This window comes from Bacteroides pyogenes (genome assembly GCF_014196225.1).
Taxonomy (GTDB): Bacteria; Bacteroidota; Bacteroidia; order Bacteroidales; family Bacteroidaceae; genus Bacteroides; species Bacteroides pyogenes_A.
In genome coordinates this window covers 1-25,282 of the sequence record NZ_JACIDI010000029.1, presented here as the reverse complement: position 1 = coordinate 25,282, position 25,282 = coordinate 1, and the positions used below count along the sequence as shown (strand labels likewise).

General features: G+C 44.4%; 16 protein-coding genes. 5 read left to right on the top strand and 11 right to left on the bottom strand.

The features are described 5' to 3' along the window. The first annotated feature begins 383 nt into the window (after window positions 1-383). Genes metF through gldH form a run of 4 tightly spaced genes read left to right on the top strand, consistent with a single transcriptional unit; the run spans window position 384 to window position 4,407 of the window. Window positions 384-1,337, top strand: a complete 954-nt coding sequence (gene metF / locus GGR07_RS13390; RefSeq protein ID WP_021644590.1) for a methylenetetrahydrofolate reductase [NAD(P)H] — start codon at window positions 384-386, stop codon at window positions 1,335-1,337. Window positions 1,338-1,390: 53 nt separating this feature from the next. Further along, entirely contained in the window at window positions 1,391-2,515 is a 1,125-nt protein-coding gene (locus GGR07_RS13385; RefSeq protein ID WP_021644589.1) for a DNA polymerase III subunit, read from the top strand. 46 nt (window positions 2,516-2,561) lie between these two features. Then, window positions 2,562-3,959 carry a PSP1 domain-containing protein gene (locus GGR07_RS13380; RefSeq protein ID WP_021644588.1) on the top strand — a complete coding sequence of 466 codons (1,398 nt, stop codon included), beginning with the start codon at window positions 2,562-2,564 and terminating at the stop codon, window positions 3,957-3,959. Next, the gene (gldH, locus tag GGR07_RS13375; protein ID WP_122056647.1) at window positions 3,937-4,407 is read left to right on the top strand and encodes a gliding motility lipoprotein GldH; all 471 of its coding nucleotides are present in this window, start codon (window positions 3,937-3,939) and stop codon (window positions 4,405-4,407) included. The genes GGR07_RS13380 and gldH overlap by 23 nt, the downstream gene beginning before the upstream one ends. 201 nt (window positions 4,408-4,608) lie before the next feature. On the opposite strand, the gene rodA is transcribed toward gldH, so the two are convergent. From rodA to GGR07_RS13320, 11 genes are all read right to left on the bottom strand, one after another. Next, entirely contained in the window at window positions 4,609-6,066 is a 1,458-nt protein-coding gene (rodA, locus tag GGR07_RS13370; RefSeq protein WP_021644586.1) for a rod shape-determining protein RodA, read from the bottom strand. Further along, on the bottom strand, window positions 6,047-7,909 hold the full coding sequence (locus tag GGR07_RS13365; RefSeq protein WP_021644585.1) for a penicillin-binding transpeptidase domain-containing protein: 1,863 nt from the start codon (window positions 7,907-7,909) through the stop codon (window positions 6,047-6,049). Before GGR07_RS13365 ends, rodA begins: the two co-directional genes overlap by 20 nt. Before the next feature lie 2 nt (window positions 7,910-7,911). Beyond that, a complete protein-coding gene (mreD, locus tag GGR07_RS13360; RefSeq protein ID WP_021644584.1) occupies window positions 7,912-8,409 on the bottom strand; it encodes a rod shape-determining protein MreD in 498 nt (165 codons plus the stop codon). After that, window positions 8,406-9,251, bottom strand: a complete 846-nt coding sequence (gene mreC / locus GGR07_RS13355; protein ID WP_021644583.1) for a rod shape-determining protein MreC — start codon at window positions 9,249-9,251, stop codon at window positions 8,406-8,408. Before mreC ends, mreD begins: the two co-directional genes overlap by 4 nt. A gap of 141 nt (window positions 9,252-9,392) precedes the next feature. After that, a complete protein-coding gene (locus GGR07_RS13350; RefSeq protein ID WP_021644582.1) occupies window positions 9,393-10,415 on the bottom strand; it encodes a rod shape-determining protein in 1,023 nt (340 codons plus the stop codon). Window positions 10,416-10,536: 121 nt separating this feature from the next. After that, complete coding sequence (gene purH / locus GGR07_RS13345) at window positions 10,537-12,060, bottom strand: bifunctional phosphoribosylaminoimidazolecarboxamide formyltransferase/IMP cyclohydrolase (RefSeq protein ID WP_021644581.1); 1,524 nt, start codon at window positions 12,058-12,060, stop codon at window positions 10,537-10,539. A 91-nt stretch (window positions 12,061-12,151) separates the two neighbouring features. Beyond that, window positions 12,152-14,188: a M13 family metallopeptidase gene (locus tag GGR07_RS13340; RefSeq protein WP_021644580.1), complete on the bottom strand. Its 2,037-nt coding sequence runs from the start codon at window positions 14,186-14,188 to the stop codon at window positions 12,152-12,154. Window positions 14,189-14,239: 51 nt separating this feature from the next. Continuing rightward, a complete protein-coding gene (locus tag GGR07_RS13335) occupies window positions 14,240-16,198 on the bottom strand; it encodes an ABC-F family ATP-binding cassette domain-containing protein (RefSeq protein WP_021644579.1) in 1,959 nt (652 codons plus the stop codon). A gap of 272 nt (window positions 16,199-16,470) precedes the next feature. Further along, window positions 16,471-17,382, bottom strand: a complete 912-nt coding sequence (locus GGR07_RS13330; RefSeq protein WP_021644577.1) for a glycosyltransferase family protein — start codon at window positions 17,380-17,382, stop codon at window positions 16,471-16,473. Window positions 17,383-17,456: 74 nt separating this feature from the next. Next, a complete protein-coding gene (gene tamL, locus GGR07_RS13325; protein WP_039972441.1) occupies window positions 17,457-19,811 on the bottom strand; it encodes a translocation and assembly module lipoprotein TamL in 2,355 nt (784 codons plus the stop codon). Between the two features lie 16 nt (window positions 19,812-19,827). Beyond that, window positions 19,828-24,363, bottom strand: coding sequence for a translocation/assembly module TamB domain-containing protein (locus tag GGR07_RS13320; protein WP_122056648.1), 4,536 nt, complete (start codon window positions 24,361-24,363; stop codon window positions 19,828-19,830). Window positions 24,364-24,713: 350 nt separating this feature from the next. Between GGR07_RS13320 and GGR07_RS13315 the strand changes: the two genes are divergently transcribed. After that, window positions 24,714-25,282, top strand: a 569-nt coding sequence (locus GGR07_RS13315; RefSeq protein WP_183200520.1) for a site-specific integrase, incomplete at its 3' end; no start/stop codon positions are given.

Genomic DNA, 25,282 nt, shown 5'->3' with positions numbered 1-25,282 from the left:
CCGACCTTATATATCTACACGCTTATATAGGTTGCAAGCCTATGGGAACAATAAAAACTGAGGAAATAAAAAACAAAGAAACATGAAAAGAAAAAATAAAAACAAATGGGGAATACAAAAGGAGTTTTCTCGGAAAAGCGGAAAGAAAAAGAATATAATAAGCAACATCAGTTCGATGATATCTAATAAACCAGCAAATAATATAAATATATAAGGAAAGAGATTGCAAGTTTAAGATAAAACAGCCTGACTACACTCAAGTTTTCCAGAACAAAAGCAAACTATTTTCAAATATTACAAGAGAAAGTCTTTCTTTTTCGTATTTTTGTCCCAACATGAAAGTTTGTTTTTAAGTAACCAACAGACCACAAGTAACATAAAGAATGAAAGTTATAGATTTAATACACAGCAATGCAAAGACTGCTTTTTCGTTTGAAATACTCCCTCCTTTAAAAGGAACCGGAATAGAAAAGCTATATGAAGCTATTGACACATTGCGAGAATTTGACCCCAAATACATAAACATCACCACCCATCGCACCGAATATGTTTACAAAGACTTGAGTAACGGCCTGTACCAAAGGAATCGTCTTAGAAGGCGTCCGGGTACGGTTGCCGTAGCGGCCGCTATCCAAAACAAGTACAACATCACGGTAGTACCTCATATATTATGCAGCGGATTCAGTCGCGAGGAAACCGAATATGTGCTGCTGGACTTACAATTTCTGAATATAACCGACCTGCTGGTTCTGCGGGGAGATAAAGCCAAGCACGAGTCCTCTTTTATTCCGGAAAAAGATGGATATTATCATGCCATCGAATTGCAAGAACAAATAAATCGCTTCAATCAAGGCATATTTGTAGACGGTTCGGAGATGAAAGTCACCAATACGCCTTTCTCATATGGAGTGGCCTGCTATCCGGAGAAACATGAAGAGGCTCCCAACATGGAATCTGATTTATACTGGTTAAAAAAGAAGATGGAAGCCGGTGCAGAATATGCTGTGACCCAACTGTTCTATGACAATAAAAAGTACTTCGATTTTGTAAAACAAGCCAAGTCCGCAGGTATTCATATCCCAATCATTCCGGGGATCAAACCGCTCAGAAGAAAATCTCAACTTAGTGTGATTCCGAAGACGTTTAGAGTAGACTTACCGGAAGATTTGGTGAAAGAAGTTTTGAAGTGTAAAAACGAATCCGAAGTAGAACAAGTAGGTATTGAGTGGAGCGTGAAGCAATGTAAAGAGCTGATGTCTTCCGGGGTGCCAAGCATACATTTTTACTCCATCGGAGCCGTAAACAGCATTAAAGAAGTAGCGAAACTCGTCTATTAAAAGAAGAAAAAGAATTATCAGCTATAAATTACAAACTTACAATCAATATTAAAGTGTTTTTCAGAGATGTAATCGGACAAGAAGAGATTAAGCAGCGCCTTATCGAAGATGTAAAAGAAGGGCGAATAGCCCATGCCCAACTCATTTGCGGACAAGAAGGGGTAGGAACCATGCCACTGGCCATTGCCTATGCCCGATATATCAGCTGTACTAACCGTGGTGCGACGGATGCATGCGGAACATGCCCTTCGTGCGTGAAATTCAACAAGCTGGTCCACCCCGATATACATTTTACATTCCCCATCGTTAAAAATGCCAAAAAGAAAAAAGACGTCTGTGATGATTACATTGCCGACTGGAGGGCATTCGTGATAAAGAATCCCTATTTTAACCTGAACCATTGGCTAAATGAAATAGAATCAGAAAACTCTCAAGCACTTATATATGCCAAAGAAAGTGACGAGATTCTCAGAAAACTCAGCTTGAAATCGAGTGAAGCAGGATATAAGATTAGCATTATATGGCTACCCGAAAAAATGCATCCGGTATGCGCGAACAAATTGTTGAAACTTCTGGAAGAGCCACCGGTACAGACTGTTTTTCTTCTCGTTTCCGAAGCGCCGGACATGATTCTCCCAACCATACAGAGCCGCACCCAACGGATCAATGTACGAAAAATTGATGAAGCAAGCATCGACCGTGTATTGCAAGAGAAATACGGAATTTTAGAAAACAGCAGCCATTCCATCGCTCACCTTGCCAATGGAAATTTCATCAAAGCGCTCGAATCGATTCATTTGAACGAAGAGAACAAGTTATTTTTTGATTTGTTCGTAAACCTGATGCGATTGTCTTATCAACGAAAAATCAAAGAGATGAAGTTATGGAGCGAACAAGTGGCCGGAATGGGGCGCGAACGCCAAAAGAACTTTTTAGAATATTGTCAGCGTATGATTCGAGAAAACTTTATATATAACCTGAAGGAAAGCGAACTCACATACATGACAATAAACGAACAGAATTTTGCCACCCGCTTCTCTCCTTTCATCAATGAAAGAAATGTGATGGGAATCATGGATGAGCTAAGTGAAGCGCAATTGCACATAGAGCAGAATGTAAATGCCAAAATGGTCTTTTTTGATTTTTCACTGAAAACAATTGTTCTTTTAAAGGACTAAGAATATATATATTAAAACCGTAAAATTATTAAATAGATACAGACTGATGGAATATAAACTTTATAACGGCAGCGGAAAACTTTGCTGCAAAGGTTGTTCCCGCCAAGACAACAAATTAAATACATACGACTGGCTGGCAGACATTCCCGGCAATGCCGAAGAATGCGAGATGGTAGAGATACAGTTCAAGAACACACGAAAAGGATATTACCGCAACAGTAATAAAATACAATTGGAAAAAGGGGACGTTGTTGCCGTGGAGGCAACTCCCGGACACGACATTGGTGTGGTAACGCTGATCGGACGATTGGTTCCCTTGCAAATGCGGAAAAGCAATCTGAAAGCCGATGCCGAAATCAAACGCATTTACCGAAAGGCCAAACCGGTAGATATGGAAAAGTTCAACGAAGCCAAAGCAAAAGAGCATGCAACCATGATTCGTGCCCGCCAGATTGCATTAAACTTGAATCTCAACATGAAGATCGGAGACGTGGAGTATCAGGGAGATGGAAACAAAGCTATCTTTTACTATATCGCCGATGAGCGAGTAGACTTCCGCCAACTGATCAAAGTGCTGGCAGACACTTTTCGGGTACGCATCGAAATGAAGCAGATAGGGGCACGGCAAGAGGCCGGACGCATCGGAGGAATCGGCCCCTGTGGACGTGAGCTCTGCTGTGCTACTTGGATGACGAGTTTCGTATCCGTATCTACAAGTGCCGCACGCTTTCAGGACATCTCTCTGAATCCACAAAAACTTGCCGGACAATGTGCTAAATTAAAATGCTGCATGAACTATGAGGTAGACTGTTATGTGGAGGCACAGAAACGACTTCCGTCCAAAGAAATCGAACTGGAAACCAAAGACGGGACGTTTTATTTCTTCAAGGCAGATATTCTGAGTAATCAAATCTCATACTCTACAGACAAGAACTTACCGGCCAACCTGGTCACCATCAGTGGAAAACGTGCTTTTGAAGTTATTTCTATGAATAAAAAAGGGATGAAACCCGACAGCCTTCAAGAGGCGGAACAAAAAAAAGAGCCGAAAAGAACAACTGATTTGCTCGAACAGGAGAGTGTTACTCGGTTCGACCGTAGACGCAATAACAAAGAAGGGAATAATGGAAACCGGAACAAAAAAAAGAGAAAAGAAAATGCCCGCCCCATAGGGCAATCTGCTGAAAATGGAAGTCCGGAAGCAATTCCCGAGAATAATAAAACATCAGACAACCGCTCTGCCAACAGCAATCGAGGCAGACAGATGCGAGAACAAAATAATAAAAACCGGCAACCGGAAAAAGAGCAAAGCCGAGAACCTGTATCCAACAAGGAGCAGAGACAGGAGCAAAGGAAACACTCTGCTCGCGAACGCTCGTCAAAGCCCGGTAGAAGTGCCAGACATAAGGGAGCACGAAACAATGAAAAACCAGTTCAGGAATAGTTTATTTAGTTTGTTGGGCATCCTCCTGATAAGTGCATGCCATACAGACATCATCTATCACTCTTACCAATCCCTTCCTTATAAAGGATGGGGTAAGAGTGATACACTTTTTTTTCACGTTTCTCTTACAGACACATTTCCCACCGCTCTTAAAATATCTGCGGAGGTACGAAACAGAATAAATTACCCATATTGCAATTTATATCTATTTGTACGGCATAATTTACCGGACTCCACCATTTTTCGTACAGACACTCTGGAGTTTTCCCTTGCCAATAAAGATGGACAATGGCTGGGCAAGGGTTGGGGAGGCATTTACACTTCGGAATGCCCTATTAGAAGAAATCTGCCTGCTCATCCGGGCCAATACACATTAAAAGTCACACATGGGTTGAAAGATGAAAAAGTGGCAGGGCTAAGCGATATTGGTATCAGAATACAAAAATAAGGATATTCAGAAAATATCATACTTAAATACAAAAAAGCCAACTAACTCGCAATGAATTAGTTGGCTTTAATATTAATATGCAGAAATATCCCTCCCGAATACCTCTAAGTTTCGACCGTACCCAAAGGAGCTATTTTTTCAAATGTCTGATTGCATGTTCAAAGGTATTCCATAATATTTTAATGACCGGAGAAGATGCTTTCAGAACCTCTTATTTCTCCCTGCATCAATTCGCAAAAAGATGAACAGCAAAATAGTAAATCCCCAAAGAGAAGAACCTCCGTAACTAAAAAAAGGCAAAGGAATACCGATAACGGGAGTAAGGCCAAGTACCATTCCAATATTAATAAACAAGTGAAAAAGGAAAATGCTAAGCACCGAATACCCGTAAACCCGCCCAAAAGTGGAGGTTTGGCGCTCGGCCAAAGTTATCAATCGAAGTATCAGAACAAGAAATCCCAGCAACACGGCTGCAGAACCAATAAAACCCTGCTCCTCACCTACCGTACAGAAGATAAAATCCGTATCCTGCTCCGGCACATATTTGAGCTTTGTCTGTGTTCCGTTCAGAAATCCTTTGCCGGTCAGCCCTCCGGAACCAATTGCGATTTTAGACTGATTCACATTATATCCCGCTCCGGCCAAATCCTCTTCCAGTCCCAATACCACTTTGATACGAACCTGCTGGTGAGGCTCGAGGATATTATCAAAGACATAGTTGCTCGAATACAGAAAACCGATAGAAGCAATTGCAAATAAACCGATCAAAAAATAAGACCGGTGGCGTTCACTCAAAGCCAGATAGAACAAATATCCTATTGTAAGGGCACAAAGTCCCCACTGAATCCACACCAAATTGAAATGCACCACATATTCCGATACAAAATAAGCTGTCGACAAAACGAGCAAACTCCCAACAATAATATTACGCACAGGCTCCCACTTTCTGCGATACACCCATATCATTCCTGCAGAAAATAGCAATACCAGCGATAACACCATAAAATCGCCCAAAGGAGTAGAAGTGTCCGCAATATACACTCCGTCGAAACGAATTCCAAGAACAAAGTATACTATTGCACACAAACCGGCAAAGAGTACCACGCCGGGCATCCCCTCACGATACAAGACCAGAAAAAAAGCCAAATAAACCAGTGCCGACCCTGTCTCTCGCTGGCCTATAATCAGAAGCATGGGAAGCAATATCAAGCAAGCCAGAATTAAGATACTCTTTCTTTTCTTTATGCTGAATGAATAAGCGTTCATGTATTTCGCTAAAGCCAAAGCTGTAGCGAACTTAGCAAATTCTGCCGGTTGCAGGCTGACCGGTCCCATTACCAGCCAAGAACGCGAACCCTTCGTATCCGGAGCAATAAAAATAGTGACAATAAGCAATAAGATCATCCCTATATATATAATGTACGCGAATATGTCATACATTCTCTCTTCGAGCATCAGTAGGACAAATCCCAATCCGAAAGAACAGATAATCCAAACGAACTGCTTGCCTGCACGAGTGGAAAAGTCGAAGAAATCACGATCTCCATAATCATAGCTGGCGCCGCACACACTAAACCATCCTGCAATAATCAGGAATAAGTATACAACAACAGTCACCCAATCCAACGACTTCCACAAACTAACGTTCCTCGTCACCATAACTAATAATTCTATTACTATATTCCTCTGCTTTCGCCTCACTCGACGGAGACAAACCTCCATTCAGGTATTGCTCCATTATCAACGTACCTATCGGAACTCCGTATACTGCACCAAAACCGCCGTTTTCGACATAAACGGCAACAGCAATCTTCGGTTTGTCCATGGGAGCAAACCCCATAAAAACAGAATGGTCGTGCCCGCGATTCTGCGCAGTTCCGGTTTTGCCACAGATTTCCACATTCGGAAGTATCATTCCCGCCGTGCGGCATGTACCTCCCGTCACTGCGGCCCTCATGCCGGTTACTACATCTTCATAATGCCTTTTATCTATTGTCGTATAGCGTGGAAAACGATAGAGACTATCCAGCTGCTCCCCCTGTATCTCTTTCACGATGTGCGGAGTGATGAAATATCCCCGGTTAGCTATAGTGGCTCCCAAATTGGCTATTTGCAATGGCGTAGTCAAAATTTCTCCCTGCCCAATAGAGATACTGATTACCGTCAAGCCATTCCAATGTCCCTTGTAAGCTTTATCATAAAATTGCGCGTTCGGAATCAGCCCTCTCTTCTCTCCCGGCAGATCGACTCCCAATTTGTATCCAAACCCCTGAGAGACCATATGATCTTTCCATACCGTAATAGCATTCTGAGGAGAGCCGTACTTCCGGTCGCCGAACATGCGAAATAGTCCCCAGCAAAAATAAGAGTTGCACGAAGTGGCAATAGAAGGTATCAAAGGCAGCGGAGATGGATGAGGGTGGCACCCCACAGTCAATCGTCCGTAGTGAAAGCCATGCGAACAAGGGAATAAAGGACTTTGTGTAGCCACGATTCCCTCCTGCAAAAAGGTCAGACCTTGTGCTGTTTTAAAAGTAGAACCGGGAGGATACACCCCCATCAGCGCACGATTCAAAAGAGGCTTCAACTTATCTCGTTGCAAAATCAGATGGTTTTTACCCCGTTGACGCCCGATCATCAAATGAGGATCGTAGTTGGGAGAAGAAACCAAACAAAGAATTTCTCCGCTTTCCGGCTCAATGGCGACAATGCTTCCAATTTTATTCTTCAACAATCGTTCACCCAGCATCTGCAAATCGATATCCAGGCTTAGAGTCAAATTCTTTCCCGGAATAGAAGGCCGATCATATTTGCCATCCATATAATGCCCTTGAATACGTCCGTGAGCATCTCTGAGCAAAACCTCCACCCCTTTCTCACCACGCAGATATTTTTCATACGTTTTTTCTACTCCGAGCTTTCCGATATAGTCCCCCCGAATGTAATATCCATCCTCATCCGCCTCCATATCTTTCACCGACACCTCTCCGATATCGCCCAAAGCATGGGCGGCAGCATTATAACTATACTGACGAATGGTTCGCCGCTGAATATAGAATCCCCGGAACTTAAACAGCTTCTCCTGAAACACACCGCACTCTTCCGCCGACAGCTGAGACATAAAAGACTGATTGGTATATTTAGAGTACCCGGGATTCCGATAACGGTCTTTCATATCACTCATTATTTTCAGGAATTGCTCACGGGTAATACCCAGCGATTCGCACAAATCAAGCGTATCCAGATTCTCCACTTCCTTGGGAATAACAGTGATATCATAAGCCGGCTGATTAAACACCAGCAATTTTCCATTTCTATCGTAGATAGCTCCGCGCGAAGGATATTGGATTTTATTCAGAAAAGCATTACTGTCCGCATTCTTCTTGTAATCGTCCGTCATTATCTGTAAGACAAAAAGACGTATCAAATAGATGATGACAATAGACAGAGTAATCCCCCCGACAACAAACTTTCTCTTTTCTAACGTATAGTCCTTCGCCATTCTTAACTCCTCATCCCCTCTATAGCAGCAATGCAAGTTACAGTCAGAACAGTGCAGGCAGCTACCCGCAACAACAACAGCCAGATGGCGGAAAATGAGAAAAACTCAATGGAGAGTAATGCCAAACAGTGAATGAAAACACCGGTAATAGTATATTTTATAAATATCGCCCACCCCATCGTAGCAAAAGAAGGAACAAAACTTTCCAAATTATCACGTGGGGTAAACAAACGTAGCAACGAAGGCCGGAGAAAAGCGAACAATACTGTCGCTGCAGCATTCATTCCGGGGGTATCTGCAAAAATATCGATTGTCAGTCCGAAGAAGAAGGCCCACAACATCAGCTCATTCCGTGAACAGCCGGAATCAAACTTTAGAATAAAGTAAATATAAAGAAAAGGAGTCGCATATCCTCCGATATGAATGTTGTTGAGAATAAGCACTTGGAGCAATGCCAATCCGACAAACCAGCCGATTCTATGTATATAAGTAGTTATCATTGCTTAATAATCTTATTGTCGAGTTCTTTCAATTCCTGCCGGTCATTTCTCGCTATTACTCGAACATCACTAATTCTGCCAAAATCTGTAGCAAGTTTAACTTTCAACAGATAAGACAAGCCATCGTGAGAATCGGATATATCATCTACGGTGCCGACCATAATACCTTCGGGAAAAACAGTCGAGAAACCGCTTGTCACTACCGTATCGCCCAGATTGAATTCTGCATGTCGGGGCAAATCTTTCAAATAAGCATAACGAGAATCTCCTCGTTCCCATTTCAGATAGCCGAAATAATCGCTGCCAACAATCTTGCAGCTTATGCTCGATTTGCTGTTCAATACCGAAATAACTACCGAATAAGAAGGAGACGTTTCATATACAATACCTACGATTCCATTCCCGTCCACCACCCCCATTTCAGGCCTGATGCCCTCGTTGAATCCCTTATTCAATGTAATATAATTATCACCCAGATTAATGCTGTTTTTGATAACACCGGCCTTGAACAATCTATAATCGGTTTGCGGTATTTCTTTTATGGCATTAATAGCTATCGAGTCCGTTTGGCGTTCTTTCAGCGCCCTTTCCAAGTTTCTGATTTGTTGTTCGAGCACAATGTTCCGATCAAGTAAATCACTATTGGTCGATTTCAAGTGAAAATAAGAAGAAATACCTCCGGAAATTTTATAAACAGTTCCGGCAACCATATTCGCAGAAGTGAAAAAGGCACTCTGTTGGTAACGATTGAACCGGAATAACAAAACAAAACTGGCTACCTCCAACAGAATAAAGAGGAACCAGTAATTGTATTTCAGAAGAAAGTTTATTAAATTCCGCATATATTTTCTTTAGGAATAAAGGGTGTGGCAGAAAAATCCGCACCTGAAGCTTTTACCTGTCTACAAATAAGTTGTGGCAAAGAGAGGCTTTATTCCTGATCTCTTTTCGGACACTCTCTTTGTGCACATCCTTATCAAGTGTTATCTCATCAAAAATGAGAAACGCTCTACATTCTTCAAAGCTATACCTGTTCCCTTGGCAACGGCATGCAAAGGATCTTCGGCAATATGGAAAGGTATATTGATTTTATCAGTCAAACGCTTATCGAGTCCACGCAACAAAGCTCCGCCTCCGGCAAGATAAATTCCATTATGCACAATATCGGCATACAATTCGGGAGGCGTATTCTCCAAAGCGCTCAAAATAGCAGTTTCAATTTTAGAAACAGATTTTTCCAAACAATGAGCGATTTCCTGATAACACACAGGCACTTCCATCGGCAAAGCCGTAATACGGTTAGGCCCGTGAACAATATAATCTTCCGGAGCATCCTCTCCCAACTCTGTCAAAGCGGCTCCAACATTGATTTTAATACGTTCGGCCATACGTTCGCTGACTTTTACATTATGCTGACGATTCATGTATTCTTGAATATCCGCAGTCAAATCATCCCCAGCAATACGAATGGAATTATTGGATACTATACCGCCCAAAGATATAACCGCGATTTCAGTCGATCCCCCACCTATATCTACAATCATATTACCTTCGGGAGCTTCTACGTCGATTCCGATTCCGATAGCGGCAGCCATCGGTTCAAAGATCAGATAGACGTCACGTCCTCCGGCATGCTCGGCAGAATCACGAACTGCACGCAGCTCAACCTCCGTGCTTCCTGAAGGAACTCCGATCACCATCCGTAAAGAAGGCGAGAACAGACGATTACGGGTATTTACTTGCTTGATCAGTCCACGCATCATTTGTTCACATGCATAAAAATCGGCAATTACTCCATCTCTCAGCGGACGAATAGTGCGTATATTTTCATGGGTTTTTTCATGCATCATTTTTGCTTTTTCACCCACGGCAATCATCTTATCGGTACGGCGGTCCAAAGCAACAACCGAAGGTTCATCCACCACAATCTTTCCGTTAGTGATGATGATGGTATTGGCTGTTCCCAAGTCCATCGCGATTTCTTGTGTAAAAGAAAATAATCCCATATTATTTTAAGATTTTATTGTTTACAGTTTACGATTAAAAATTCTCTTAATCTACAATCTCGCCATTCACGTTCGAATATCTTTCAATCGTACATCGCAAACAGTCAGATTGGCTATTAAATTAGTGTTTAAAATGTCTTATTCCGGTAACAGCCATTGCCATTCCGTGTTCATTGCAGTATGCAAAAGACAAATCGTCCTTTACCGAGCCACCCGGTTGAATTACGGCAGAAATACCTTCTTTGTCCGCTATCTCTACGCAGTCGGGGAAAGGGAAAAAAGCGTCGGATGCCATAACCGCTCCCTTTAAATCGAACCCGAACGATTTCGCTTTCTCGATAGCTTGCTTCAAAGCATCCACACGTGAAGTCTGCCCCACTCCGCTTGCCAGCAACTGCTTCCCTTTTACCAGTACTATCGCATTCGATTTACTGTTCTTAACGATTTTATTGGCAAACAGCATATCTTCTATTTCGGTTGCCGTAGGAGCCTTTTCAGTCACAATTCTCAAATCCGCCGCTGTTTCAATGTTCAAATCCTTATCTTGCGCCAATACGCCGTTCAATAATGAGCGGAATTGCTTTTTAGGAAGTTTGTTTTCTTTGCGAACCAGAATGATACGATTCTTTTTTTGTCCCAATATTTCAAGCGCATCCACATCGTAGTCCGGCGCGATAATCACTTCGAAGAATATCTTGTTGATTTCTTCCGCAGCTTCTTTGTCAATCACTCCGTTCGTAATCAACACTCCTCCGAAAGCCGAAACGGGATCGCCTGCCAGCGCGTCTTTCCATGCCCCCGAAACAGAAGGACGTGAAGCCAATCCGCAAGCATTGTTATGCTTCAAAATGGCAAAGGTCACATCGTCGAACTCGTCTATCAGTTCGACAGCCGCATTGATGTCCAACAAATTGTTGTAAGAAATCTCCTTTCCATGAATCTGATCGAACATATCGTCCAAATTACCATAGAAATATCCTCTCTGATGCGGATTCTCACCATATCGGAGCATCTTCGGGTTGTTTGTGGAATAACGGAAAGCAGAGCCTTCGCCGGCATCAAAATAATTAAAAATAGCCGAATCGTAATGAGAAGAAACCGCAAATGCTTCCTTAGCCATCCAACGACGTTCTTCCAGAGAAGAAGTGGCCCCATGTTCCATCAGCATATCCAGCAAAGGCTTATATTGAGCCTGAGACGCAACGATGATGACATCGTTATAATTCTTGGCGGCGGCACGGATCAAAGATATTCCCCCGATATCGATTTTCTCAATGATTTCGCTTTCCGGCGCACCCGAAGCTACGGTAGCTTCGAACGGATACAAATCGACAATGACCAGATCTATTTCGGGAATTTCATACTTTTCAATTTGCTGAACATCTTGTTCCAATGAACGGCGGCAAAGAATTCCACCGAAGATTTTCGGATGCAAAGTCTTCACCCGCCCTCCCAGAATAGAAGGATAAGAAGTCAAGTCTTCCACAGCCTTACAAGGATATCCCAGCGATTCTATAAACTGACGGGTTCCGCCTGTTGACAGAAACTCCACTCCCTCCTCATGAAGTTTGGTAATAATCTCATCCAAGCCTTCCTTATGGTATACAGATACCAACGCGTTTTTTATTCTTTTAGACCCTGACATTGAATTGCTTATTTAAGTATTTGATGCGCAAAGTTACGAAATATTGTTTATCGTACGTAACAAATGGGATGTGAATTAATTAAAAAAATGATTACCAAATAGATACTCGCTTGTTTTCGGGAACGAATATCGGATCTTTCTCGGTGATACGGAAAGCTTCATACCAAGGTCCTATATGCGGCAATGCCCCGTTTACACGCCATTTGCCCAGCGAGTGCGGATCGAGTTTGGTAAGCCGCAATATTTCTTCGGGGCGGATGTTTCCTGCCCACACATTGGCATAGGCCAAAAAGAAGCGCTGTTCGGGTGTAAATCCGTCTACAACTCCCAGCGGAGACTTCTCCATTGCTTTCTTAAAGGCCTGATAAGAAACAAGCAGTCCGCCATGGTCGGCGATATTCTCACCCAACGTCAGCTGACCGTTCGCATACACTCCGGGAGCCACCCGGATGCTGTCGAAGAAGTTTACCATCACCTGAGCACGCTCGTTAAATTTCCGCGCGTCTTCTTCCGTCCACCAGTCTTTCAAATTTCCGTCCTTGTCGTATTGACGTCCCTGATCATCGAAGCCATGCGTCATTTCATGGCCGATCACCACACCGATGGCCCCGTAGTTCATCGCGTCGTCGGCATTCATATCGAAGAAAGGAGCTTGAAGAATAGCGGCGGGGAAACATATCTCGTTCGTTGTCGGGTTGTAATAAGCGTTCACCGTCTGAGGAGTCATGAGCCATTTATCCTTATCCACCGGCTTTCCTGCCTTGGCAATCATATCCTCATACTCCCAACGATTGGCACGTTCGATGTTTGCCCAATACGAATCGTTTTTGATCTCCAGAGCGGAATAGTCTTTCCATTTGTCGGGATATCCTATTTTCACATGAAAAGTGGATAGTTTTTCCAACGCCTTTTCCTTCGTCGGTTCGCTCATCCATTCAAGCGCCTTGATGCGGTCGCCCAAAGACGTTTGCAGATTCTTCACCAAAGTCACCATTCGTTGTTTGGCCTCGGCAGGGAAATATTTTTCCACATACATCTGTCCCACCACTTCGCCGAGAGAACCGTCGACGGTGCTCACCGCACGTTTCCAGCGTGGCTGCATTTCTTTCTTGCCCGACATAGTTTTGCCGTAAAATTCGAAATCCTGCGCCACGAAGTCATCGCTCAGGAAAGAAGCGGCCGTATTGATCACTCCCCACTGCAAATAGAGTTTCTGCTTGTCGAGGGGTACGGAGTTTATGATATCGGCAACTTCCTTGAACGACTGCGGTTGTCCCACATTGAGTTCTTTCAAGTCTTTCAGCCCTGCTGCCGAAAAGAAAGCATCAGTGTCGAAAGTAGGATAATTTATCTTCAGCGTATCCACTGTCATCTTATTGTAGTTGGCGTGCGGATCGCGCAATTCGACTTGCGAACGGGCGGCTTTGGCCAAACGCGTCTCGATGTTCATCACAGCTTCGACCGCTTTTCGGGCAGTCGCTTCATCGTATCCTGCCAGACCAAACATCCGGGCAATGTGCTGTTGGTATTTATCGCGTATGTTTTTCGTCTGCTCGTCGTTTTCCAGATAATAGTCGCGTTCTCCCATTCCCAATCCGCCTTGGTAAGTATGAACGATATTCATCGAACTGTTCATGTCGTCCGCGCTTACATAGAAATGGAAATACGGATGAATGCCTTTCTTGTGCTGTTCGGCAATGAACGCATATATTTCGCTTTTATCCTTCAGAGCCGCTATCGCTTCCAGTTCTTTTTTTACAGGCGCGGCACCTTCCTTATTAAGCTTCACGCTGTCCATGGCAATGTTGTAGAGATCGCCCACCTTTTGAGCAGCGCTTCCGGGCACATTGTCTTCTTTCGCAGCCAATTCCACAATGAGCTCTTTCAATTGTTCCCTGTTGTTTTCGCGCAACATGTCGAAAGATCCGAAACGCGAATACTCGCCTGTCAGCGGATGGTTCTTCATCCAACCACCGCAAGCATATTGATAAAAATCCGTACCCGGCAGAGCCGTAGTATCCAAATTAGCAAGGTTGATACCCGAAGCAAGCGCAGCTTCTTTCCTGCTGTTACATCCTGTCGTCATAAGGCAAAGAGCAAAAATCGGTAAATACTTGGTTATTTTCATAATTCATGTTTTTTTTAAATTGCAATATACAAATATCGAATCGGTTCGTATCTACATCCCCGACGCATTCTCTAACTCGATGGAAGCTTCTTCCCACTCTTCCACGATAGCGTCCAGCCTGTGTTTCATGTTTTGATACTGTTCGTACAGCTGTTTGTCCGAAGCGCCTTCGGGGGTCGCCATTTTTTCTTCCAAAAGAGCGATGTCAGCTTCCATCTTCTCTATCGTCTTCTCACAGTCGGCTACCCGGCGTTCAAGCTTTTTCATTCGCTTATTCAGTTCTTTCTGCGCTTCATACGAAAGCTTGTTTTCCGAAGCTTTTTCTCCGTCCGCATCAACGGCTTTTGCCTGAGCGGGAGCGGCAGGCGACAGTACCGTTTCTTTCTGGAGTTCATTCAGGCTTTCGATCTTTTTCTTTTGCAGAAACTCATATATACCCCCCAAATGCTCACGCACCTCTCCGCCGCCAAACTTGTAAACCTTGCTTACCAGTCCGTCGAGAAAATCACGGTCGTGGCTCACAATAATCACGGTTCCGTCGAACTCGCGAATGGCTTCCTTCAAAACATCTTTCGAACGCATATCCAAATGATTGGTCGGCTCGTCGAGAATGAGAAAATTAACCGGTTCGAGCAGAAGTTTGATCATAGCCAGCCGGGTGCGTTCTCCTCCGGAAAGCACTTTGACCTTTTTGTCGGAGGCCTCGCCTCCAAACATGAAGGCTCCCAATATATCGCGTATCTTTAACCGGATATCTCCGACCGCCACCCGGTCGATGGTATCGAACACCGTGAAATTTTCATCGAGCATTTGCGCCTGATTCTGCGCAAAATATCCGATCTGCACGTTATGCCCTACCGTAAGTTTTCCGCCATAGTCGATTTCGCCCATGATACATTTCACCAAAGTCGATTTCCCTTCACCGTTTTTCCCCACGAAAGCTACTTTCTCGCCGCGGTTGATTGTGAAGTTCACCCTGCGGAAAACAGTATGCTCGCCATAGCTCTTACTCACCTCTTCGCAAATGAGCGGATAATTCCCGCTCCGCCCCGCCGGAGGAAACTTCAACCGCAACGAAGAGTTGTCTTCTTCGTCTACCTCTATGCGTTCGATTCGTTCCAACTGCTTGATGCGACTCTGCACCTGAACGGCTTTTGTAGCTTTGTATCGAAACCGTTCGATAAAATTTTCCGTATCTTCAATTTGCTTCTGCTGATTCTCGTACGCGCGAAGCTGTTGTTCGCGACGCTCTTTGCGCAATACGACAAACTCGTCGTACTTCACTTTATAATCATAGATTTGTCCGCAGGATATTTCAATGGTGCGGGTAGTCACATTATTAAGGAAAGCACGGTCGTGGCTCACCAACACTACGGCGTTGGCACGGGTCGACAGAAAGTTTTCCAGCCATTGGATGCTCTCGATATCCAAATGGTTGGTAGGCTCGTCGAGCAACAACACATCCGGACGCCTCAACAACAGTTTTGCCAGTTCGATACGCATTCTCCATCCGCCCGAGAATTCGGAGGTAAGACGGTTGAAGTCTTCTCTGACGAAACCCAGTCCCATCAGCGTCCGCTCTATTTCGGCATGAAAATTTGTTCCTCCCATCATCAGGAAGCGGTCGTTCTCGCGCGTAAACCTGTCGATAAGCGCATGATACTCCTCAGACTCATAGTCGGTCCGGTCGGACAGTTCGCGATTCATCCGCTCCAATTCCGCCTGAAGCTCAAATATATGGCTGAATGCCAGTTCCGCTTCTTCCATCACCGTGCGGACATCCGAAAGAATCATCACCTGAGGCAGATAGCCCACCGTCATGTCTTTGGGGAGGACCACCGTGCCCCGTGTGGGCGTCTGCATGCCCGCCAATATCTTCAGCATGGTCGATTTGCCCGCTCCGTTCTTTCCCACCAAGGCAATGCGGTCTTTCTTATTTATCACATAGCTGACATCCTCAAAGAGTGCCGTCGCATTAAACTCTACCGATAATCTTTCTACTGAAATCACTTCTGTCTCTGGTTTATAAAAATTCCGATTTGCAAAGATAACGCATACTTTAGTTCGGAATAAGAAAAGTCGGATAAAAATTCCCGAACGGCAATTTACTTATGTTTTTATGACCTGAAAAAAAGACGGCGGGCTTTGAAAAAAAGACGGCGGGCTTTGATTTCAAAGCCCGTTGTGTTTTTCTCGCCGATTGACCAAAAGCAATAAAAGGCTCCTCCCCTTTTCAAAAAGAGCAAGACAAAAGGGGAAAAAATCGCCGCAGAAATATTCGTTTAAAACAGTGTTGCGGGATATTCGCCGGCATCGACCAATGCCTTGATCTTATCCACTACGCTCTGACGATCTTCAGGATAAGTCACTCCGAACCACTTACTGGTGGTATCAAGCACTTCTACCGTTGCCGTACCGTCGTTGATCAGTTTATCTACCATCAAAGGAATGAAAAACTCGCTCTTTAAGTTTTCCATGTTCTTCGGGTCGCCCAAAAAGGTTTTGAAGAACTCCTTGCTATATGCAAAGTAATCAGGGGTAAATCCCCAGAAATTCATGCTAACGGGCGTATTGTCAGAAGTAGCCACCCACTCTCCGTTGTCGTCGAGGTATTTTACTTCTCCGTCAATACGCTGAATCTTGGTACGCTCCACGACCGAAGTCAACAGGTTGCGGTCGTCGGTTTCACAAACCCCGCGCGACACTGTTCCGCTTTCACTCAAAGTATTTCCTATGCGAAACCCGACCATAGAGTAAACATGCTTTGAATTTTCCGGAAGGGCGGAAAGGAATTTTCCCATCACACGGAAAGAATCGCGTCCGTAGAAGTCGTCGCAATTAATCACTGCAAACGGTTCTTTTATCGCATCGGCTCCCATCATCACCGCATGGTTTGTTCCCCAAGGCTTCGTACGGTCTGCAGGGCAGGTAAAACCTTCGGGAAGAGCATCCAACGACTGGAAAACCATTTCGCAAGGGATGTGCCCTTGGTATTTGGAGATGATCTTTTCACGAAAGTCCTGCTCGAAATCTTTACGGATGACAAAGACCAATTTGCCGAATCCTGCATTAATAGCATCGTATATGGAATAATCCATGATGGTTTCGCCATTAGGACCCAATCCGTCCAATTGTTTCAAGCCCCCGTAACGGCTACCCATACCGGCTGCCAGTAAGAATAAAGTTGGTTTCATAAGTTTTGTAATATTAAAAAGGTTATTGATGTCAACGGCATCAGATTTCCCTGCAAAAGTACGAAATTTATTCTTTAAAACGGATAACCGATGGCAAAATGGATACCTAAATTCCTGAAGAAGCTTCCTGTAACATTATAGTACCCCTTCCGTCCCGTGTCATAAGGAAGATGCAGGGGGACTCCGAAATCGAGCCGGAACACCATGATGTCCATATTATAGCGTAGCCCTGCTCCCGTTCCTAAAGCAATCTGTTTGGCAAAAGTTTTCAACCGTAGCCGGGTATCATCTCCTTTCTCATCTTCACGCAGCATCCACACATTGCCCGCATCCAGAAACATGGCACCCCAGATGCTCTTGAAAATACGGAAACGGTATTCGGCATTGGCCTCCATCCGGAAAGTACCTGTCTGATCGAGATAAGAATAGCGACTTTCTTCCGGATGGTAACCGCCGGGACCGATACTGCGTATCGTAAAAGCCCGTATACTGTTGGCACCTCCTACATAAAATTGTTCGCTATATGGAGCAATCAGCGCATTGCCGTACGTAAAAAGTGCGCCCAAGGCCAAACGGGCGGCTATTTTGTTGTTTCTATCCATGTTCCACAAATAACGGAACTCCGAACTCAACTTGACGAACTGCGCAAAAGGTGCGCCCAACAGGCCCTTTTCTTTCTCATCGAAAGGCTTGCCGAACGCCCGGTAGATGACCGAAGTGAGATTGCCTGCCGACGAGGCTGTGGCCTGCCACCACACCGGATTTTTCACTCTGCGCAACGAAGCATTATCGTACGTATAAGTATATTCCATAGCCGGAATAAACTGATTTTGCAGGCTTGTGTAGAGTGCTCTGTTCTCTTTCGCTATCTCTTTAAACTGCTCCGATTGATATTGCAATACATTGAAGCTCAATTTAAAAGGAGTAAGACTGTGTTTACTCACACGCGTAGGATGAAAGTCATAAGTTGCATTCCCTCCAAACGAGAGTAGCTTATAATATTTAGCTCTATTGAGCTGATTAACATATACACGAAAAGTAGTCGTGGCAGGAAAGTCGAACTCGCGTTTGCCGAAACGCGGGAAAACGACTCTCGGAAAGGTGAGAGATGTGGAAAGCCCCATCTCCCAGCTATTCATCAGCGAGTTCTTCTTCCCCGATCCGGTCTGCCATTCGTAAGAACCTTTCAATTGCACATTCCAGCTTTCTCCTCCACCGAATACATTGTTCCGGGTTACGCCGAAAGACGCTCCCGGCCCTGCCTGATCGTTGCTCTTAGTTACTATGTTCACTTCCAACTCCGCATCCAGAGGTTTCGCAAAAGAGGCCTGCATCCGTATGTCCAACGTATCGGAAACCCCGATTGTATCCCGAGGGATATATTGCAAATCAAGATAACTGAATATAGCCAACTGGCTGAGTTTCTCCTGAACCTGATCCTGACGGGATTGATTATACAAGCGATTGCGATTGAAAATACGTTTCTGGTCATTCCTCACATATTCCTGATAGTTCAACCAACGGTAGAGCATGTTGGGACGGACTTTCAGTTTCTTATGATAATGAATGTGGATATCTTTGTACCAGAGACTGTCGGTAGGAGATTCTCCATCCTTCCCAAACAGATAAACCGATAAATTCCCTAAATAATACTGTCTTTGGGCAGCGGCAGGCAAACCCGGAATCGGGGTAAGGCGGAGGCTGATATTCCCTCCGGGAACCAACGTCGTATCTGCCTGATACGTCAGATAATCCGGACGAAAATAAAAGTATCCTTTGTTGCGCAGCAAGCTGCTGATTCGAGTACGCTCCTCATCCAGTTCCACTACGTTAAACTGTTCTCCCGGAGTAATGTAAGAGTTTTTTCGTCCGCTCTCTATGATTTCCAGCGTATGGGGATTGAAACGATGGTAGTAAACCGTATCGATAAAATAAGGGTTCTTCATGTCTACTGTATAGCGTATGGCAGCTTTCAGACTGTCTTTCTTGTCGAACAGCGTTTCATAGGTTACTTTCCCGTTAAAATACCCGTAATCTCGAAGTATATTGCCTGCCACCTTCACTCTGATATCAGGATTGACTGTGGAGATGAACACCGGGGGATTGGCAGCAAAGCGTTTGAACATCCACCTGCCCAACCCTTTTTCATAATGAACAAAGTTGTTATACATCCACATTTTAAAAGGAATCGGCAAAAAACCGCCCATCATCCTCGTACTGGGCGTTTTATCAAGAGCGGCGTTAATCTCGGTCATCGCAGTTTGCCCTGTGCGAGTTTTCGATTCGTTCAGCACTTTCGTTTTCTGTCCCGTATAAAGCACTTCACCCTTAGGCAGGTTTCGCGTAAGCGAACAGCCGCTTAGCAGAAACAAGGGGGATATGATTAGCAAAAGCCCAAATCTCTTTTTGTTGTATAGTAAATCTTTCATTTTCCGAATCTTTTCTTTATTGAGTGTCACGTTTGTTTTTTTCTCTCTTCCTTCTGAAGATGAACAACTCGCTCAGTTTGTCCAGCTTTTTACGGAAGACCATTCCGACACCCGCTTCCGTTATTTCTCCTTCAAGTATGCTCTCGTAGTTTTTATCGTAGAACAAACGGACATAACGTGTGCCTGTACGGTCTAAGCGATACTCCAAAGAAAGGTTGTCGATAAAAGTTTCGGCATCGTTCTGCACATTCCGTCCTGTGGATACCTTTCCGCCTACGACAATGCGAAAACGGTTATTAAAGAACCGATGCGAGTAACGGAAACTGTAATCGGTACGTTTTCCGCCTGCTTCCGCATCATCGTGCCCTTCGATTCCGAAAGAGAAGCTCGCATTCTTCAGATTTCCCATCAAAGCATTGATCTGACTGGTCAATACAGAATTAAGCGCCGATCCCATATTCAATAAGTTTCCGCTTCGTGCACCGCTACCAATCGGTCCTGTTCCCAAGTAAGTTTTCGCAACCATGATATAAAGAGCCTGTTTTCCCCTTTCTTCGGAATCCATGGCGGCAAGCTGATTCTGAATGGCGGCATCGTCCGGAGCCTCCACATCGAAGGCGAAAGAAATCCGGTCTAATCGTTCCTTGACAATTATGGATACGTCGAAATTCACCATCCGGGAGCCTCCGTTCTCTCCATCGGCCACAGACGCCCGTATACGGTCGGTCGCCTTGAACTTCAACGTCGGCTTCATCGGATCGCCCACCCAATCTATGTAACTTCCATTCTCTATCTCAAACTCTTTTGCGGCAATCACCGGCAAAGAATATTTCATCAATCCTCCGGTCAACGTATAGCGGCCGGTAAGATTCAGATCGCCTTGCGGAGTGTACTTCAATGACAAGTCACCTCCTCCCTCCAGTTCTATTCTATCGTTGCCTTCCAAATCCAGATCGACTTTCAAACGCACCGATGGGTCGATGTGCACTGTCATATTCATATCCAGCCCGCCCAAAGAAACACTCGGTATTTCCTTGCGCCCCACTTCGGTGGTATCGCTGAAAGAAGTAAAAGTAACCATACTCCCCAAACGGTCTTGTACGGTGAGGGGAGAGTCGGTTAAAATATACGCCACATCCGTACTACCCAACAAGCTCATATTTCCGCGCATCACCAGCCCGTCCAATGGGCCTCTGACGGATGCCCTGAAATCGGCCAATACTTTTCCGTACACCAAGCTTTCACGGGTACGCCCGGCATCGAGCAACAGATAGTTTTCGGCCAACATATTCAAATTAGCCATCGGACGTTTCATGTCGCGGAAATCCACATATCCATCAATGGTAAGGGGATTATTCTCTGTTGTATAAATAGCCAGATTGTCAAAAATCAAACGATTGTCGCTTAATTGCACAGGGCGATCGTCGAGCCTGAACCGGACGGCATATTGACGGGACGAGACAGAAGCGGAATCCATAATGAGCTCGCCGTTTACCAATGGTCTATCGGTACGACCCGTTATGCGCAGATTTCCGTTCATAGCTCCCGACAACGCCACCAGTTGACGGGGAATAAATGCGTCGGCTATCCGCAGCGGAAAATGAGAAAGCTCGGCGCTTACCTGCAAACTATCGTTTCCTTGACCGGCAGGAAGTAATCTTCCGTCGACGGTCATAACCTCTTTCCGTTCATGGGTCAGGTAACCATTCAAATATTGCTTCCCCTGTTCGCCGGGCAACCAGGTAGCTCCCAATGTAACATCTCCGATGAGTTGGCGTTCGTAAGTCAATTGATCCATAAACACCTCCGCCGAAACCTGAAGTTCCTTTTCCGACTGAATGTAATGAGCCTCCGCCGAAAACAAACCTGTTATTTCCGGGAAATAAGGAAGCACACTGCTGAGCTCATCCAAACGAATGCGACGAATCTCGACATTGATATTCTGCAAAGAAGTCGTATCTTCTTGTACCGAATGGGCCCGGAATCCCATACCTTCATCGCTAAACATGTCCACATTGGCGTATAGACGTTTATTTTTATGCAGATAAATCCAATTGCTATTTTCTTTGAAATGGAATTTGCGAAATGCAATAATCGGTTCCTCCGGCATAAGTCGAAAGATAAGCCCGTCACCTTTACCTTGTCCCTCCGTCAACGGACGTATATTGACACCTATTGAAACCCCCTTTTCTCCTTGTTTATTTTTATACTCGGCCAGCAATTCAGCGTCCTGATTACGTACAGAACCGGTCAATGTAGCAGCAAAAGAGAACTGCGGATTATCGGGAGCGTTGATCACTCCTCCCCTGAAATTCATTTGTGCGGTATCTTGTTTTACCGTAAAGAAGATAGTATCCAGTTGCAACGTGTCCATTTTTAGCGAATGTACATTGGCAATAACATTCATCCCCCAATCGGGAGCCGTAGCAGCTTTTATTGAAATTTCACGGAAATCAATATCTTTCATCTCCAAATAATACGCCAGCGGATTCTCCTTTCCGGCAGAAAAAGAAAGAACTGCAGACGGTAAGGCGCTACGCAACTCAGCGTGATTCAACATCTTCTCATCGAATTGTCTTATCAATACCTTGACAAATTTTTCCGATTGACGCATGAATGAGTTTAACCCGGAAATAGCATCGAGACGGAAATCCATGTCTCCGGAAACCAAACGGCTTAATATCTGATTCTTCCTGACTTCGGCTGAAAAACTGAAAGCTACTTCCTGCTTCATCGGCTTATGAATTACCCCAAGTTTATACAAGTCGATCCGGGCTGCTTCAATATTCAATTCACCATCCGGATACTTATTTGCTAAATTATATTCCCCGTCTGCCGTCATCTTCAGTAACTCGTTGTCACTGGTAAGCCGGACTGTTGCCAAGGCCCCTTTCAAGCTGCCATTTAACTGAATGTTCGACAAGCGATAGTTGCTATAATGAAGATTATCTAAGGAAAGGTTCAAATTGGCAAACGAACGATAAGAAGATACATCCAAACCTTTTCCGTTGATGTCCGACGAAAGGGAAAGCTCGTATATGGAGTTTTTCGGAAGGAAATGCTGAAGTTGGAAGTTATCCACTTTCAGTTGGGCATTATAAACCTCAGACGAACTGTCTAAAATACCGGATAAATGTATATTCCCCGTACCCTCCTGCAAGTGCAGCCCGGCTTTATATTGAGATCCTTCGAAGTCTACCCGGCCTTTCAGGCTTATACTGTCGGGAATGGTAAGGGAACCGTCAAGAGGTTTTCCGGTCAATGCTGCCAGAAAATCCAGCTTCTTAGTCAGAACGTCGAGTTCTATTTTACCCGAACGATTAACACTGTCGGTCCAATTGCTCAATACACCTCTTCCTTTTAAAGAGAAAGCTCCCGGCAGATCGATCGTAAAAGGCGAGATCTTCACATCTTTCAGGTTGCCTTCTATCCCACCCTGAACCGTCAAAGGCCGAAAAGGATAAGTTTCTTTAAAAGCATCCGGCAATCCGCCGACAAACAGCATAACATCTTCTTTCCCGAAATGAGCCTTCAAACGAGCAAAAACCGTCCCTTTGCCAGAAGCATCCATCAGGTTCCATTGGCTGCGGGCGGAAAAAGACACATCGGAATGTGGAGTCAGCAGATTCAGTTGAGGAATGCTTATGATCGAATCGTTGGCAAACATTCGCCCTGTAAAAGAAGTGACGCTTATACCCGAACGTTCGTTCATTTCCATTTCGCGAATTACCGCATTCATATTCCTGCCCCGATAAAACAAAGAATCCAAGCCTATGCGAAGATCACGCACAGCAATATGCGAAGCGTCAAATCCTTTCTTCGGTTCAGACGTGCCCACATCATAACGGATACTTCCTCCCGAAAGCAGAAGTTGCCTTAATCCGTAAAATTGCCGCTTCAGATCCACAGCAGCTTCTTTCACCGTGGCCTCTTCGATATGAGCTGCGGTGCGCACCGTATCAGAAAGCACCAGCATATTGAAAGAAACATTTTTCAGTTTTAACCGGCGAAGATTTATCTTCCAATTCACCGGAGGCGTTGCCGCTGTGTCTTCAGGAACGACTATGGTATCGTTCATCAGCAATTGCACATGAGTATTGGATAGTTCGGCACGGTTGACAAGCGCGTTTTCATTCACCAAATCTACCCCGTCGCTTCTTAATATAAAACTCCCTATCACTCCACATATCTGCATTTCTTTCATTAAGTGGGCCGAATTGACCGAAGCTTGCTGCAGAGAAACATTATCCACTACGACCGTTCCTTTCAGCAGAGGCACTAAGCGCACCTTAACATTCAGGCTCTCTAAAGACAAGAGCGTATCGGGAGAGTGGATTACCTCTACCCCGCGTACCAATAAATTAAGGGGAAAACGCAAATCGATTCGCCGGATACGAATGTCCATACCTGTGGATTTTGAAGCATAGGCAGTTACCTCCCGGCGCAGAAGATTCTGGACAGGAGGAACATAAAGCAATACTATCAGTATCACGAACAATAATATAGGGGTAAGTAACATCCAACCCACCCGTCTTATCCATTTCCGTTTCATGCAGAAATAAGTATCAATATTGAGAACTCCACAAAGAAAATAAAATATTTCGTAATACGACCAACTTTAGAGAGACAAAATAGAAAAAAATGGCACCCCTCCTCTACCGGATACCTATATCATGTATCTATATCAATTCTTGCGATGTAAACCATATTTTGATCAAGTTATCTATTCCCATTAGCAAATATCAAAAAAGGATATTGTCTTCACTATAAAATGTAACTTAAAATATCTTATATTTGTATTTAATTATTTATATATAAACTATCATCAATCAGAAGAAATATCACAAGAATAGTAAGAAGATATTAAATACAATAATTATAAACATTTTAAAAAAAAGAGTAATGAAAGAAAAAGAGAAAGAGAAAGCAAACGACTTAGCCGGTTTCATGTATGAGTTCATATCTCATCTGCACGCCGAAGGACGCTACGGTACTGCACATGTGTACCGAAGTACACTGAGACGCATCATCGAGTTTGAAGGAGGGCGCAAAGAAATCCCTTTTACAAACCTTACCACCTGCTGGCTGAATGCTTTCCAGAATTATCTTATGCAAAAAGGAGCCAGTTTCAACACCATATCCACATACCTACGTATGTTACGAGCCACCTACAACAGGGCCGTACATAAAGGGATAGCACCCTATGTACCGTTACTCTTCAACAAAGTGCATACTGGAGTAGAGCGAGGGAAAAGCAGGGCACTATCTGTGGAAATAATGCATCGCATTATGAAACCGGACCGAGAATTGCCGACGGAACTAGAGAACACGCGCTCATTATTTGTCCTACTTTTCATGCTCAGAGGACTTTGCTTTGTAGATTTGTTTTTCCTGCGAAGGAACGACCTGCAAGGAAGCACTCTACGATACCGCCGCCACAAAACAGGACGCCCTCTACGCGTAGAAGCAGG

What these genes read in the sequence shown, in the direction of transcription:
- metF (WP_021644590.1), top strand. Translation starts at nt 384, where the DNA reads ATGAAAGTTATAGATTTAATACACAGCAATGCAAAGACTGCTTTTTCG.
- GGR07_RS13380 (WP_021644588.1), top strand. Translation starts at nt 2,562, where the DNA reads ATGGAATATAAACTTTATAACGGCAGCGGAAAACTTTGCTGCAAAGGT.
- gldH (WP_122056647.1), top strand. Translation starts at nt 3,937, where the DNA reads ATGAAAAACCAGTTCAGGAATAGTTTATTTAGTTTGTTGGGCATCCTC.
- rodA (WP_021644586.1), bottom strand. Translation starts at nt 6,066, where the DNA reads ATGGTGACGAGGAACGTTAGTTTGTGGAAGTCGTTGGATTGGGTGACT.
- GGR07_RS13365 (WP_021644585.1), bottom strand. Translation starts at nt 7,909, where the DNA reads ATGGCGAAGGACTATACGTTAGAAAAGAGAAAGTTTGTTGTCGGGGGG.
- mreD (WP_021644584.1), bottom strand. Translation starts at nt 8,409, where the DNA reads ATGATAACTACTTATATACATAGAATCGGCTGGTTTGTCGGATTGGCA.
- mreC (WP_021644583.1), bottom strand. Translation starts at nt 9,251, where the DNA reads ATGCGGAATTTAATAAACTTTCTTCTGAAATACAATTACTGGTTCCTC.
- GGR07_RS13350 (WP_021644582.1), bottom strand. Translation starts at nt 10,415, where the DNA reads ATGGGATTATTTTCTTTTACACAAGAAATCGCGATGGACTTGGGAACA.
- purH (WP_021644581.1), bottom strand. Translation starts at nt 12,060, where the DNA reads ATGTCAGGGTCTAAAAGAATAAAAAACGCGTTGGTATCTGTATACCAT.
- GGR07_RS13340 (WP_021644580.1), bottom strand. Translation starts at nt 14,188, where the DNA reads ATGAAAATAACCAAGTATTTACCGATTTTTGCTCTTTGCCTTATGACG.
- GGR07_RS13330 (WP_021644577.1), bottom strand. Translation starts at nt 17,382, where the DNA reads ATGAAACCAACTTTATTCTTACTGGCAGCCGGTATGGGTAGCCGTTAC.
- tamL (WP_039972441.1), bottom strand. Translation starts at nt 19,811, where the DNA reads ATGAAAGATTTACTATACAACAAAAAGAGATTTGGGCTTTTGCTAATC.
- GGR07_RS13320 (WP_122056648.1), bottom strand. Translation starts at nt 24,363, where the DNA reads ATGAAACGGAAATGGATAAGACGGGTGGGTTGGATGTTACTTACCCCT.